13 protein-coding genes are annotated in these 14847 nt (G+C 65.1%); 12 read left to right on the top strand and 1 reads right to left on the bottom strand.

Annotated elements, in window-relative coordinates; all coding sequences use genetic code 11:
* Positions 1 to 4: 4 nt before the first annotated feature.
* From cheA to arlJ, 11 genes are all read left to right on the top strand, one after another.
* A complete protein-coding gene (cheA, locus tag NGM07_RS04465) occupies positions 5 to 2101 on the top strand; it encodes a chemotaxis protein CheA (RefSeq protein ID WP_253517665.1) in 2097 nt (698 codons plus the stop codon).
* On the top strand, positions 2098 to 2709 hold the full coding sequence (locus tag NGM07_RS04460; protein WP_253517664.1) for a chemotaxis protein CheC: 612 nt from the start codon (positions 2098 to 2100) through the stop codon (positions 2707 to 2709). The genes cheA and NGM07_RS04460 overlap by 4 nt, the downstream gene beginning before the upstream one ends.
* Before the next feature lie 4 nt (positions 2710 to 2713).
* Positions 2714 to 3928 carry a chemotaxis protein CheC gene (locus NGM07_RS04455; protein ID WP_253517662.1) on the top strand — a complete coding sequence of 405 codons (1215 nt, stop codon included), beginning with the start codon at positions 2714 to 2716 and terminating at the stop codon, positions 3926 to 3928.
* Positions 3925 to 4431 (top strand): chemotaxis protein CheD, encoded by a 507-nt coding sequence (locus NGM07_RS04450; protein WP_253517660.1) that lies wholly within the window; start codon positions 3925 to 3927, stop codon positions 4429 to 4431. Before NGM07_RS04455 ends, NGM07_RS04450 begins: the two co-directional genes overlap by 4 nt.
* Positions 4428 to 5252 carry a CheR family methyltransferase gene (locus tag NGM07_RS04445; protein WP_253517659.1) on the top strand — a complete coding sequence of 275 codons (825 nt, stop codon included), beginning with the start codon at positions 4428 to 4430 and terminating at the stop codon, positions 5250 to 5252. Before NGM07_RS04450 ends, NGM07_RS04445 begins: the two co-directional genes overlap by 4 nt.
* Positions 5253 to 5383: 131 nt before the next feature.
* A complete protein-coding gene (locus tag NGM07_RS04440) occupies positions 5384 to 6751 on the top strand; it encodes a FlaD/FlaE family flagellar protein (RefSeq protein ID WP_253517657.1) in 1368 nt (455 codons plus the stop codon).
* Complete coding sequence (gene arlF / locus NGM07_RS04435) at positions 6735 to 7175, top strand: archaellum stator protein ArlF (RefSeq protein WP_253517655.1); 441 nt, start codon at positions 6735 to 6737, stop codon at positions 7173 to 7175. The genes NGM07_RS04440 and arlF overlap by 17 nt, the downstream gene beginning before the upstream one ends.
* Positions 7176 to 7628, top strand: coding sequence for an archaellum stator protein ArlG (gene arlG / locus NGM07_RS04430; protein ID WP_253517653.1), 453 nt, complete (start codon positions 7176 to 7178; stop codon positions 7626 to 7628).
* Complete coding sequence (gene arlH, locus NGM07_RS04425) at positions 7625 to 8392, top strand: archaellum protein ArlH (protein WP_253517651.1); 768 nt, start codon at positions 7625 to 7627, stop codon at positions 8390 to 8392. Before arlG ends, arlH begins: the two co-directional genes overlap by 4 nt.
* Before the next feature lie 12 nt (positions 8393 to 8404).
* Complete coding sequence (gene flaI, locus NGM07_RS04420; RefSeq protein WP_253517649.1) at positions 8405 to 10186, top strand: archaellum flagellar ATPase motor FlaI; 1782 nt, start codon at positions 8405 to 8407, stop codon at positions 10184 to 10186.
* A gap of 208 nt (positions 10187 to 10394) precedes the next feature.
* Positions 10395 to 12143: an archaellar assembly protein ArlJ/FlaJ gene (gene arlJ / locus NGM07_RS04415; RefSeq protein ID WP_253517648.1), complete on the top strand. Its 1749-nt coding sequence runs from the start codon at positions 10395 to 10397 to the stop codon at positions 12141 to 12143.
* A gap of 351 nt (positions 12144 to 12494) precedes the next feature.
* Here the strand turns inward: arlJ and NGM07_RS04410 are convergent, their stop codons facing one another.
* On the bottom strand, positions 12495 to 13517 hold the full coding sequence (locus NGM07_RS04410; protein WP_253517646.1) for a lysylphosphatidylglycerol synthase transmembrane domain-containing protein: 1023 nt from the start codon (positions 13515 to 13517) through the stop codon (positions 12495 to 12497).
* A 193-nt stretch (positions 13518 to 13710) separates the two neighbouring features.
* Between NGM07_RS04410 and NGM07_RS04405 the strand changes: the two genes are divergently transcribed.
* Entirely contained in the window at positions 13711 to 14607 is an 897-nt protein-coding gene (locus tag NGM07_RS04405) for a CheF family chemotaxis protein (protein WP_253517644.1), read from the top strand.
* The last annotated feature ends 240 nt before the right edge of the window (positions 14608 to 14847 follow it).

Below are 14847 nucleotides of genomic sequence, written 5' to 3'. Positions count from 1 at the left end.
AACCATGGAGGACTATTTACAGGAGTTCATACGAGAGAGCGAAGAGAACATCACTGAGTTGAACAACTCGCTGCTCGAACTCGAGGACGACCCGAGCGACGAGGCGGCGATGGATTCCATCTTCCGCACGGCGCACACGCTGAAGGGCAACTTCGGCGCGATGGGGTTCCAGAGCGAGAGCGACCTCGCCCACGCCATCGAGGACCTGCTCGACGAGATTCGGCAGGGCCGGATGGCGGTGTCCCCCGAAGTGATGGACCTGGTGTTCGGCGGCGTCGACCGCATCGACAGCGCGCTCGACGAGATCGAGGCCGAGGGCGAGTCGACGGCCGAACACGACGCCACCATCGCCGAGATACGCGGCGTCATCCAGCAGGGCGGCGCGACGTCGGCCGACGAGGGTTCGGCCGGGTCGTCCGACGAGAGCGACGACGCTCCGGACGCCGGCGCCGACGACGCGGCCTCGGAGGTCGACGCGTCGGCCCCTGACGCGGGCGAAGCCCCGGATGCGAGCGCCGACGGCGACGCCGTCGCCGCCGCGCTCGCGGAGTTCGAAGACCCCGCCGGACTCGCCGACGTCGAGGAGGCGGTGTTCCACGTCGCCGTCGACATGGGCGACAGCCAGATGAAGGGCGTCGACGGCATGTTCGCGCTCCAGGGGTTGAGCGACGACCTCGACCTGCTGGGCGCGGTCCCCGACGTCGACGCGGTCAACGACGGCGAGTACGACGACGGCTTCGACGTGTTCGTTGCCACCGAGAGCGCGGGCGAGGTCGAGGCGGTCGTCGGCTCGGTCGGCAAGATCGAGTCGGGGACCGTCTCGCCGGTCGCCGCCGAGGACATCGCGGCTGCGACCGACGCTGCCGCCGAACGCGCTGCCGAGGAAGCCGCCGCGAACGACTCGGCGTCGTCGTCCGACGACGCCGAGTCGCCCTCGGACGACTCCGACAAGGAGGGCAAGATAGAGGAGATTCAGTCGGTTCGGGTCGACGTCGACCAACTCGACGACCTCCACGGACAGGTCGAACAGCTCGTGACCAGCCGAATCAAGCTCCGGCGGTCGGTCGAGCAGGCCCAACTGGGTTCGGCCGAGGACCACCTCGACGAACTCGACAAGATCACCTCGAGCCTGCAGGACACCGTGATGGACATGCGGCTGGTGCCGCTGAAGAAGGTCGTCAACAAGTTCCCGCGGCTGGTTCGGGACCTCGCGCGCTCCCAGGAGAAGGACATCGACTTCGAGATGGAGGGCACCGACATCGAACTCGACCGCACCATCCTCGACGAGATCAGCGACCCGCTGATGCACCTGCTCCGGAACGCGGTCGACCACGGCATCGAGTCCCCCGACGAGCGCGAGGCGGCGGACAAGCCCCGCGAGGGCACCGTCCGACTTCGAGGGTTCCGCGACCGCGACCGCGTGACCATCGAGGTCGAGGACGACGGCGGCGGCATCGACCCCGACGGCATCCGAGCGAAGGCCGTCGAGAAGGGAATCATGAGCCGCGAGGAGGCCGACGAACTCGAGGACGAGGAGGCCCAGATGCTCATCTTCCACGCGGGCTTCTCGACCACTGAGGAGATCACCGACGTGAGCGGTCGGGGCGTCGGCATGGACGTCGTCCAGGACACCGTCTCGCGACTCGACGGCGCCATCGAGGTCGACAGCGAACCCGGCGAGGGCACGACCATCAGCCTCTCGCTGCCGGTGACCGTCGCCATCGTGAAGGTGCTGTTCGTCCAGTCGGGCGACGAGGAGTACGGCATCCCCATCAAGAACGTCGACGAGATTCGCCGGATGGAGTCGGTCAAGACCGTCGAAGGCGAGGAGGTCATCACCCACGACGACACGGTCTACCCGCTCATCCGACTCGGCGATGCGCTGGGGGTCCCCGGCGAAACCCGGAACGGCGACGGGATGCTCGTCCGGGTCAAGGAGTCCGAGCGCCAGGTCGCCATCCACTGCGACGCGGTGAGCCGACAGGAGGAGGTCGTCGTCAAGCCGTTCGAGGGTATCCTCTCGGGGATTCCAGGGCTCTCGGGCGCGGCGGTGCTGGGCGAGGGAGACGTCGTGACGATACTGGACGTTGAGACGCTATGAGCCAAGGAGAAACTACGGATTTGAAAGTCGACATTCGGAAGCTGAATCTCTTCAACCAGATGGCCAAGGAGGGCGCGAACACGGTCGCGGCCCACCTCAACCAGATGACGGGGATGGAGACGGAGATGGAGATAACGAAGATCAACTTCCTCGCGATAGAGGACATCAAGACCCACGTCGGCCACGAGAAGCAGGTCGGCATCCACATCGAACTGGTCGAACCGCCCCACGGCTACATCCTCTTTCTGTTCAGCGCCAAGAGCGCGAAGAACCTCGCGTCCGGCATGCTGGGCGGCGAGTCGTCGTCCTCGAAGGGGTTCTCTGACATGGAGCGCTCGGCGGTCCAGGAGATCGGCAATATCATGACCAGCGGGTTCATCGACGGGTGGGCCAACGTGCTCGACACCACCATTGACATCTCGACGCCGAAGTTCACCTACGGCGCGGGGTCGCGGATGGTCGGGAGCCTCGTCGGGTCGCGACCCGACGACATGGCGCTCGTGTTCGACTCGCAGGTCCACGCCCGCGACGCCGACGTCGCGGTGAAGGTGTACACCTTCCCGGAACTGGCCGAACTCGTCCAACTGATGCAGCGGATAGAGATATGAGGGCATGAACGTCAACATCGAATCGCTCGGAACGTTCAACCGGACGGCCCAGGAGGGCGCCGAACGCGCCGCCGCGAACCTCACCGGCATGACGGGCATCGAGACGGCCGTGGACGTGACGAAGGTTTCGCTGGCCTGCAACGACCCGTTAGTTGCCGAGGGCGACCGGGCGTTCGGCGGCGACCGCGCGGGTCGCGACGCCGAGCGAGTCGGCGTCGCCATCGACTTCGAGGACGGCATCTCCGGCGGGTCGTTGCTCTCGTTCAGCCACGACAGCGTCGAGACGCTCCTCGAAGCGCTGTTGGCCGGCGCGGAGTTCTCCGAGAGCGCCATCTGCGAGGTCGGCAACGTCGTCACCAGCGGGTTCATCGACGCCTGGGCCGACCGACTCGAGACGACCGTCGACATCTCTCCGCCCGAGTACGTCGAGGGGTCGCCGGAGGAACTCGCCGACGCCGCCGGATTCGACCCCGACCGGGCGCTGGTCTTCGAGAGCCGCGTCGGCGCGGTCGGCGAGGAACTGGACGTGGCGTTTCACATGTTCCCCGAGGCCGAGTCGATGGAGACTATTCTGGCCGACGGCGACGCCGTCCCCGTCGAGAAACTCCGGACGCTTCGGGAGATGGCCCGGTCCGGCGCGGCGACCGCCTCCGAATCCGTCACCATGATGACCGGAATCGAAACCGAGGTGGAGGTCACCACGCTCGACTTCGTCCCGGTCGAGAACGTCCCTCGACAGCTCTCCGACAGGCAGTGCGTCGGGGTCGTCCTCGCCTTCGAGGAGACGCTCGGTGGCTACATACTCATCCTGTTCGACGAGCCCTCCGCGCGCGAAGTCGTCGCGGCGCTGGTCCCCGGCACCGACGAGGTCTGCTCGTTCGAGGGGGTCGAGCGCAGCGCGATGCAGGAGATCGGCAACGTGATGACCAGCAGTTTCGTCGACGGGTGGGCCAACGTGCTCGACACCACCATCGACATCTCCCCGCCGCAGTTCGTCCACGACATGGGGTCGGCCGTCGCCGACTCCGTGGTCGCGCGCCTCGGCCAGCGACAGGAGTTCGCGTTCCTGTTCGACGCCACCCTCCGGGCGGCCGACCGCGAGTTCGACTGCGGGGTGTACGCCCTGCCCGAGCAGGGCGAACTCTCGTCGCTGTTGGGCGATCTGGAAGCCGGCGCGACCGCCGAGCGAAAGACGAACGCGGGGCGGCTCGAACCATGACCGCCGAACACCAATCGGTCGCGGCCGCCGACCGGGTCAAGGTCGGCGTCGCGGAGTTGGCGGTCGCCGCCGGCGACACGCTCGTGACGACCAGCGGACTCGGCTCCTGCGTCGGCATCGCCGTGGCCGACCCGCCGGCGAAGATCGCCGGACTGGCCCACGTCATGCTCCCGGTCGAGTCGGGGTCCGAACCGCCGACCAAACCGGCGAAGTCGGTGCCGACCGGCGTCGCCCGACTGCTCGACGCCGTCGAGGAAGCCGGCGGACATCCAGCCCGCTTCGAGGCCAAGCTCGCCGGCGGGAGCCAGATGCTCGACTTCTCGGGCGTCGGCGAGGCGGTCGGCGAGCGCAACGTCGAGCGCACCCGCGAGGCGCTCGAAGACGGCGACGTGCCGATCGTCGCCGAGGACGTCGGCGGCAGTCACGGCCGGTCGCTGGTGCTGAACCCGAGCGCGTGGACGCTCACGGTCACGAGCGCTCACGAGGGAGTGGTGGAACTGTGAGCCTCGAATCCGACGCCTTCGACCGACTGGTCCGGTACGTCGAGGCGGAACTGGGGTTCGTCACCAGCTACTACGACGACTCCTACCTCGACCGGCGCATCTCCTCTCGGATGCGGCGCGCGGGCACGGAGGACTATGCGGCGTACCACGACCTGTTGACCGAGGACCACGACGAGCAGGAGGCGTTGCTCGACGCGTTCTCGGTCAACGTCACCAGCTTCTTCCGGAATCCGAAGGTCTGGGAGGAGGTGCGGTCGGTGCTTCGCGCGCTCTCCGATGAGAGCGGTCGTCACGAGCGGATTCGGCTCTGGAGCGCGGCGTGTTCGGACGGCCGCGAACCGTACTCGATGGCGATGCTGGCGCTCGACGACCCCGAAATCGACGCCGACCGGATCGAAATCACCGCGACCGACATCGACCGGGAGATACTCGCGGCCGCGCGCCAGGGCGTCTACGAGAGTACGCGGACGACCGACGTCGGCGAACAGCTCGCGCCGCTGTCGGAGTACGACCGGTTCATCGAGCGCGAGGGCGACCGCTTCGCGGTCGCCGACCGCGTGAAGGACCTGGTGACGTTCCAGCGCCACGACCTCATCAGCGGCGAGCCCAAGTCGAACTTCGACCTCGTCGTCTGTCGCAACCTCTTCATCTACATCGACACCGAACACAAACAGCCCATCCTCCAGACGGTCACCCGCTCGCTCCGCGACGGGGGATACCTCGTCATCGGGAAGACCGAGACGCTCCCCGACCAACTGAAGTCGTCGTTCGACTCGGTCGACCGTCGGCTCCGAATATACAGGAAAACGGACAGCATCTGATAGTCGATAGGTGGCGGTGAGAACGAGCTTTACGGGGCCTCTACGCCCCGAATGTCTCCGTCAGACGCGGAGTATCAGAGCTGATAACTCAGGGGGAAGATTAATGTGGCGGAAGTTCGCTGTTGTCGGTAATGAAACTTATCGGTCTCAGCGACCAGTTCGTTCACCTCTTTGGAACGGGGATGGTCGCGATGGGTATCATGGATTTCATGGACGAGGAAGAAGGTGAGAGCGCCGACGCCGATGGCGGCGGTAGTGATGACGACCTGTTCGGAGACGGTATGGGCGACGGAATGGACGACGGTATCGACGACGGGATGGACGACTTCGGCGGCATGGACGACGGCATGGGTGGCGGCATGGACGGCGGCATGGACGACTGGGCCGACGGCGGCGACGACGAGTTCGCCATGGGCGGCGGTGGCGGCCCGACCCAGGAACTCGAGAACCGCATCGACGACCTCGAAAACGAGGTCGCCGAGATCTCCTCGACGGTCGGGACGGTCAGGAGCGAGAACGAACAGATCAGTTCGAAGGTCGACGACACGGAGGAGAACGTCCGGAAGCTGTTGGAGATCTACGAGATGGTCACCCGCGGCGTCAACCCCTTCGTCGACGACGTACAGGGCGGCGAGTTCGGCGGCGGCGGGGCCCTCGGCGGAGACGGTGGAAGCTTCGGGCTGTTCGACGGCGACGCCGAGGAGGAAGACGACGGCGACCTCGACTCGGACGTCGCCAACGCCGAAGCCGAGAGCTTCTTCGACGACGACTTCGACGAGGACGACGATCTCGAGGACGACGACTTCGACGAGATGGACGCGGGAGACGACCTCGGCTTCGACAGCCCAGACGAGGAACTGGACGACCTGGACGCGGAGGCCGACGACGGCGAGGACGCCGGCGGCGGTCAGGCCGGTGGCTCGACGTTCCAGGAACTCAAGGAGGAGTACGAGTCCGGCGAAGCCGACTGGGCCGACGGGGAGGGTGACGCCTCTCCGGACGACGACCTCGACGACGACCTGGACATCGACTCCGACCCGGTCGCGGTGGACGACGAACCCGACGACGGCGAGTTCGAGTTCGAACAGCCCGCGGAGGCCGAAGCCGCGACCCCCGTGCAGTCGAACTCCTCGGGGCTGGACAGCAAGCCGTACCTCGTGGCGCTCCCGAGCGGCTACGTCTCGGACCTCGTCGTGATGGAGTGGCTGGAGTTCTTGGTCACGGAGTTCGGCGCCGACGACGCCGTGCGGACCATCACCTACTACGGCGACATCGGGTGGATCAGCGACTCGGTCGAGGAGGAACTGCTGGCGTTCGTGAGCGGGTTCGCCGACGTGGACGAGGTCGACGCCGAGGAGACGGGACCCGCGACGCTCGAAATCGACGACCACATCCAGAGTCTCACCTTCCTGAGCCAGCTGACCGGCGACGCCGTCCAGCGGAAGATCGTCGAACACTGCGCGCAGATCCGAGGTGGGCGCGATGGGATTCAGCGTTAGCGGTGCGACGGTGATCCTGTTCCTCGGGATATTCGCCTGCTTCGGCATTGCGTACACGGCGGCGAACAACGGCGCCGAGATGGTCGGCGCCGCCTACGAGGACACCACCGACAAGGCGCTGACTACGCAGAACACGGCAATCAGCATCGCGAGCGCGAACACTGGATCGGACTCTAAGACTCTAAGCGTGAAAGTCAACAACACCGGGTCCACGACGCTGTCGGTCGATGACACCGACATACTTATAGATGGAAATTACACCGGTCATGATAAGATGGACCCGCTCACTGTCGGTGGAAATGCAGAGACCAACCTCTGGCTCCCCGGCGAAACCCTCCGCTTTACCATCACGCTCGATTGGGAACCCTCGCGCGTGAAGGTCGTGACGGAGAACGGCGTTGCCGCGTCGGCGGAGGTGCAGTAAATGGCGAGCGTCTCGACCTCCCACCTCATCCTGTTCATCGCCAGCCTCCTCATCGCGGCCAGCGTCGCCGGGACGTTCACGCAGGGGGTCCAGCGACTCTCCTCCGCGTTGGGGGAGCGAAGCGTCGACATCAGCGGGGACGTTCGTACCGACATTTCGATAATCAGCGACCCCGGAAGCGGCGCGGTTTACGATGGTAGTGACACGATCACCGTGCTGGTCAAGAATACCGGGTCGCGCGACCTGGAAGCGGCGCCAGACCAGATAGACGTGCTCGTGAACGGGCAGTATCAGGCGAACGTGCAGATAGAAGTAGTCGACGGCACGGCGTGGACCGTCGGCAACGTCGCTCGAATCACCATCGAATACGGTGGGACTCTCGATTCCAACCAGGACTACCGCGTTGCGGTGCAGGTGAACGAAGACCAGGAGATACTCAGGTTCAGAACATGACTCACGACAACCTCTACTCGCTCGGCCTCGAAGACCACGACCGGCTCAACAACGAACTGGGCGGCGGCATCCCCCGCGGTTCCATCGTCCTCATCGAGGGCGACTACGGTGCCGGAAAGTCGGCGATGAGCCAGCGATTCAGCTACGGCCTCTGCGAAACCGGCCACTCGGTCACGCTGCTGTCGACCGAACTGACGATCGGCGGCTTCATCGACCAGATGCACTCGCTGTCGTACGGCGTCGAGGACCACCTGTTGAACGAGAACTTACTGTTCCTCCACGCCGACGTGGACACCGGCGGCGGTCGGCTGACCGCGCCCAACGACCCCGAGGAGGAGGGCAACCGCAAGGAACTGCTCAACCGGCTGATGAACGCCGAGGTGATGTGGCAGGCCGACGCCATCATCATCGACACCTTCGACGCCATCCTGCGAAACGACCCCATGTTCGAGGCGCTCATCCGGCAGAACGAGGAGCGTCAGGCCGCCCTGGAGATCATCTCGTTCTTCCGCGACCTCGTCTCGCAGGGCCAGGTCATCGTGCTCACGGTCGACCCCTCGACGGTCGACGAGGAGGCCATCGGCCCGTTCCGGGCCATCGCCGACGTGTTCATGGAACTCCAGATGGTCGAGGTCGGCAACGACGTTCGCCGCAACATCTCCGTCAAGCGGTTCGCCGGGATGGGCGAGCAGGTCGGCGACACTATCGGGTACTCCGTCCGCGCCGACGCCGGTATCGTCATCGAGAGCCGTAGCGTCGCCTAACGGACATCCACCATGACAGAACACGGGACCGCTCAGATTCAAGACGACCTTCGGGAGGTGGCCATGCGGCGGCCGCACCTGCGGGACTATCTGAAGCGATTCAAACAGTTCACCGGGGAGTTCCCCCGCCTCATCGACGAACCCAGCGGCGAATGGGAGGCCGACAAGCCCAACGTCATCTACCCGGTGGGCGGTCCCATCTACTGTCACGTCTACGGCGATGTGGGTCAGGACACCGAGTACTACGCGGTCGAACCCGAGCTCTCGGGCACCGAACAGGAACTGTTCGGCAAGGTCCGGAGCCAGATTCTCGAAAAGAGCGTCCTCAAGCCGGCGCCGACGAACGAGTCGGAGTACGACGACCGCATCGAGGAACTGCTCGACGACACGGTGCTCATCAACGACGGGAACAACCCCGCCGGAAAGAAAGGGCTCCAGAACCTCTCGCCCCAGCAGTTGGTCCAGTGGCTCAAGGACGTCTCCTACAACGATTTCAAGAAGGGCATCCGGACGTTCTCGACCGAGGACATCGTCCGGGTCGTCAAGGACGTCACGAACATCGGCACCTACGAGGTGTCCGAACAGACCTACGAGAACATCCGGTACCGGCTGAACCGCGACATCGTCGGCTTCGGACCGCTCGAACCCATCATGCGCGACCCGGCGAACGAGGACATTCACGTCATCGGTCCCCACGAGACGTACGTCGACCACGGCACGTACGGCATGCTCGGGACGAGCGTCGACTTCGAGACGAACTCCCGGTTCGACAACTGGCTTCGCAACATGGGCGAGCGAATCGGTGACCCCGTGAGCGACTCCGACCCCATCGTCGACTCGACGCTGCCCGACGGGTCGCGTATCAACATCATCTACTCCGACGACGTGAGCCTGAAGGGGCCGAGCCTCACCATCCGTCAGGGCGAGGGGACGCCGCTGTCGGTGGCCCAGATTACCAAGTGGGGCACGCTATCGCCGAAGCTTGCGGCGTACCTCTGGCTCTGCCTGGAGAACGAACAGACGGTGTTCGTCGTCGGGGAGACGGCGTCCGGCAAGACCACGACGCTGAACTGTATCATGTCGTTCATCCCCCGGGACGCCAAAATCTACACCGCGGAGGACACCGCCGAGGTGCTGCCGCCCCACGACACGTGGCAACAACTCCTCACTCGGGAGGGCGGCGGCGAGGACTCCTCGGACGTCGACATGTTCGACCTGGTCGCGGCCGCGCTACGTTCGCGCCCCGACTACATCATCGTGGGTGAGGTTCGTGGTGAAGAGGGTCGGATGGCGTTCCAGGCGGCCCAGACCGGCCACCCCGTGATGCTGACGTTCCACGCGAGCGACATCGTCTCGATGATCCAGCGGTTCACCGGCGACCCCATCAACATCCCCGAGACGTTCATGGACAACGCCGACGTGGCGCTGTTCCAGAACCGGGTCAAGCAGGGCGACGACGTGCTCCGGCGGGTGACCTCGGTCCAGGAGATCGAGGGCTACTCGAAGGAGATGGGCGGCGTCGTCACCCGGCAGGCGTTCTACTGGGACCCCGTCGAGGACGAGATCGTCTTCCAGGGGATGAACAACTCCTACGTGCTCGAAGAGCAGATCGCGACCCTGCTGGGCTACGAGAACACGCGGGACATCTACAACGAACTCGACTTCCGCGCCGAGATAATGGAGCGGATGATCGGGGAGAACGTGCTGGGCTACCACGAAGTCAACGAGGCGATCACCTCGTTCCAGCGCGACGGCGTCGACGGCCTGCCGTTCGACATCCACCGCTCCATCTGAGGAGGTTTTGCACGCCGACGACCGCGCGAGCGCACTTCAGGGGTGGGCTCGCGTCCAACCCTGTGCGGGCGAGGCCGGGTCGCCGTTCTCCGGCGGCGACGGAGCGCCGACGAATCGGGTAATTTTCGCCTTGCAAGATTTAAGAAGGTGGGACGTAAATCCCGCGAACACGCGTCGAACCGCGGTTCGGCGACGAGGCTAACTGACGATGGCGACCGAAGAACAAACCGCCGAGGAGAGTCCGGGGAAGGACGTTTCGGACCTAGTCCAGGGCTTCGCCTCCTCGACGGTCGAGTCCTACCAGCACATGGAGACGCCGGTCGCCCGGTATCTCACGCTGGTCGTCGTTCCCGCCATCGTCTTCTTCTTCGTCAGCGTCGCTACCTACGTCCTCTTCCTCTCGGAGATGGACCTGCTCGTCTCGCTGCCGGTCCCGCTGTTGGGGCTGTTGGGGTTGACCGTCGCCGTCATCTACCCGAAGCTCCTGCGCGACCAGAAGCGCAAGGAGATAGAGGACCGCCTGCACCTGTTCATCACCCACATGACCATCCTCTCGACCGCGAACATCGACCGCATCGAGGTGTTCCGGACGCTCGGAGAGGAAGAGGAGTACAAGGCGCTCGCCGAGGAGATGCGCCGCATCGTCCAACTCGTCGACACCTGGAACCAGAGCCTCGACGACGCCCTGCGAATTCGGGCGAATAAGTCGCCGAGCAAGCCGTTCGCCGACTTCCTCGACCGACTGGCATACACCATCAACGCCGGCCAGGAGATAGAGGACTTCCTGCTGAGCGAGCAGGGCGCGGTCATCCAGAACTACGTCACCATCTACGAGGGGTCGCTGGAGAACCTCGAAGTGATGAAGGACCTCTACCTCTCGATGGTGCTGTCCTCGACGTTCGCGCTCGTGTTCGCGACGGTCCTGCCCATCCTCACGGGGACGAACCCCACGATGACGGTGAGCGCAGTCGTCGTGATGTTCGCGTTCGTCCAGACAGGGTTCATCATGATGATTCGCCAGACGGCGCCGTACGACCCCCTCTGGTACCACCCGCCCGAGCAGACGACCGCCATCGAGTGGCGCATCCGCATCACCGTCGCGGTCGGCGTCCTGCTGAGTTTCGCCACGATGCTCGCGTGCCTGCTCGTTCTGATGGGCAAGACGCCCATCGACCCCGACTCGATACCGCTGCCGTTCTACGCGGCCATTCCGACGACGCCGCTGTTGATCCCTGCCATCGCCATCCGCGGCGAGGAGGAACAGATCAAAGAGCGCGACGACGAGTTCACGAACTTCATCCGGGCGCTCGGTGCGACCGAGAGCGCCAAACAGAGCACCACGACCAAGGTACTCGAGTCCCTGCGCGGCAAGGACTTCGGCGCGCTCACGCCGAACGTCACCGACCTCTATAAGCGGCTGAACATGCGAATCGAGGCCCGGGCGGCGTGGCGACACTTCACCGCCGATTCGCGGTCCTACCTCATCCAGAAGTTCAGCGAGATGTACCTCATCGGTCGTCAGATGGGTGGCGACCCGAAGAAACTGGGCGAACTCATCTCCGCCAACATGAACGAGGTCAACCAACTCCGCGAGCGCCGCGCCCAGTCGACGGTGACGCTCATCGGCGTCCTCTACGGTATCACCGCCGCCTCGACGTTCGCGTTCTTCATCGGCCTCGAAATCGTCGACGTGCTGGCCGGCATGTCGGTGGGCCTCGACAGCGGGCAGTTCAACGCCGGGACCATCATCCACACCGAGGTCTACGACATCCAGACCATCGAGTACCTGCTGATAATCATCATCCTGCTCAACGCCGTGCTCTCCTCGCTGATGGTCCGCATCGCCGACGGGGGCCACAAGGTCAACACCTACCTCCACTTCGTGTTGCTGACGTGGATTTCGAGCGCCATCGCGGTGTTCACCCGCATCGTGGTCGCCTCGTTCCTGAACGTGTAGGCCCCGTGACGGCGGTGTTCGGACGCGATGGTCGGTTTTTCGCCGAGTGCGCTCGATTGCGCCGAGAACCGGAAGCGCTCGGCGAATCGAACCCCCCGGAGGCGCCCGGCTGACTTACCGACAGGGCGGGACTGAAAGGGGCCGCCCGCTCGCGCATCGCTTGGTCGTCTGTGGGACCCCTATCTGACGAGCGCCGCAGGCGCGAGTCGGATGTGTCCCACAGCGACCGCGAGCGGGCGGGGGCTTTCGAGGCGGTCGTCTTTCCAGTTATTTCGGCGGTTCGTCGCGCGCGAGTGGACTATTCAAGGTAATCTTCGCCGTTTGAACTAGCGAGTTTCACCGGAAAACGCCCTAGGTCCGGTGGATGACGTAGAACGCCGCGAGTCCGCCCACGGCCAGCGTGAACCAGTAACTCGCCAGTCGGTACACCAGCGCGATGCTGGCGGCGAGTCCCGGCCCGATGCTCGTCAGCGCGACCAGCAGTCCGACGAGCGCGAACTCGACGCCGCCGACGCCGCCCGGCGTGGGGACGACGCCGGCGAGCGAACTCGCCGGGACGACGAACAGCACGAGCACCGGGTCGATGGGCCGACCGAGCGTCAGCCCCGCGAAGTACAGCGGTACCGCGAAGAACAGCCAGCCGACGTAGGCGAACGCGAGCGTCTCGACGAGTCGCTCGCGGTTGGCGGCGATGCGGTCGACCACCTCGTAGAACTCGTCGATGCGTTGGCGGACGCTCTCGGCGTCCACGCGGTCGGTGCGTCGTTCGACGGGACTCAACACCTTCACGACGAGTCGCTCGACGAACCCTCGCTTCTTCCACCCGCCGTAGATGGCCAGCGGAAGCAGGATGGCGAGCGCGCCGAGTCCGCCCACGAGCAGTTCGGCCTGGCGCGGAATCTCGCCCTGGACGAGCAACGCGACGGTGCCGAGTCCCGCGAACGTGAAGAACGGCAGGAGGTTGAGCAGGTCGGCCGTCACGACGCTCGCGAGGCTGTCCTGATAGTTCGCCTCGGTGTCGGCCGCCAGCACGTAGGCGATGAACGGCCCGCCGCCGGCCTTGCCGAAGGGGGTCGCGTAGTCGGCGAACGTCGCGGCGAAGTACGTGACGACGATCTTGCGGAACGGCACCTCGACGTCGACGGCCGAGAGGATCACGTCCCACGACTTCGACCAGACGACGAGCGAGACGACCGTCGAGGCGCAGGCGACGGCCAACCACCGGTAGTCCGCGTTCCCGAGCGTCCGGAGTATCTCCGACCAGCCGATGACCCGACCGAAGAAGTACAGCAGGAGGCCGGCCACGGCGAATCCGGCGATGGCCTTCAGCGTGGTCCGTCGGTCCATCGCCGCTCCGGGGGATTCCGTCGACATCCGTGGGAATCGACGTGAGTGAAACAGTTAGGCTTCGTGGCTCGGCGGCCCCGAGCGACGACGCGCGACCGGACTCCACTCGCGGCCGACGAGCGAAGCCGGTCGCGCGTCGCGGCGACAGTTCTCGGGGCGTTGACCTCTCAGGACCGAAAAAATATTTACACCCTCCGAGAATGACATTGGAAAGACGGGGATGCGCGCTGACGTCAGCGTCGCGGTTCCCGCAGTAACCATGTCCGAAAAGGTCATCGCCGACTTCACGGCGCGATTCAGCCTCGACTCGTTCGCGGACCCCGAACCCGTAGACGGTCGAATCGTGCTCAGTCAGAAACGCCTCGTCCTCGCGACCGGTTCCGAGAAGACGACCGTCCCGCTCTCGTCGGTGTTCGACATCACGGTCGGACACGTCCCCGGAGAACTCGAAGGGTTCTTCCAGGACACCGTCACCATCGCCTACGAAGACGGCGACCGGCGGCGGGTGGCGGTCGTCGAGGCCGGCAGCGAGGAGGTCAGCCGCTTCAAGACGGTGCTGTTCAAGGCCCAACTCAACGGCACGCCCACGAAGGTCAGACACCCCGCGCGAGTCGGCGGTCGCGTGACCGACCAGTCGTTCCGGTCGGCGAAACTCCGCGTCGAACCCGGGGCCGTGGCGTTCCGCGCGCCCGGCGAAACCATCACCGTCGAGCTAGCCAACGTCACCTACTTCCAGAAGGAGAACCGGGAAGTCGGCCCGGTGGTTTCGATACGTCACTCCGCAGAGGGCCAGACGATGACCTCGGAGTTCGGCGTCGACACCGAGCGACGGCTCAACCTCCTCGGGCGCTACCTCCGTCTCGAATACACCGAACTCGCCCAGTCGGTCGAGGACGTCGACGCCTCCGAGGAGGAGATGGAGGCGCTGGTCGCCATCTACTCCGGCGGGACGAGCGCCAACCTCGCGGGGATGCTGGGGGTCGACTCCAGTCGCGTGACGATGCTGTTGAACGACCTCCACGACAAGGGGCTCGTCGACGAGGGCGAGCGCGGCCTCTCGCTGACGGCCCAGGGCCAACTTCTGGTCAGCGACCGCATCGAGACGGTCAACACGTAGGCGTCCTCAGCGGTTCGGGCGTGGTTCGCGGGTCGAGCGTGGCTGCGGTTCGGGCGTGACTTCCCGATTCGGACGCGGTTTTAGCGGTTCGGCGGTGTTCTATCGGGACGGACGTTCTCCTCGGAGTTCCATCGCAATCGTTACGATTCGACGGAGTCCGACGGATTCGACTCGAATCCGGCGATTCGGCCACGAGACAATATTCCCCGACCTATTGGGGCGTAAAGTTCCTGAGATTTT

Source organism: Halorussus vallis (assembly GCF_024138165.1).
GTDB classification, from domain to species: Archaea; Halobacteriota; Halobacteria; order Halobacteriales; family Haladaptataceae; genus Halorussus; species Halorussus vallis.
The sequence above is the reverse complement of the archived record's forward strand: the minus strand, read 5'-3'. Positions and strand labels throughout refer to the sequence as shown.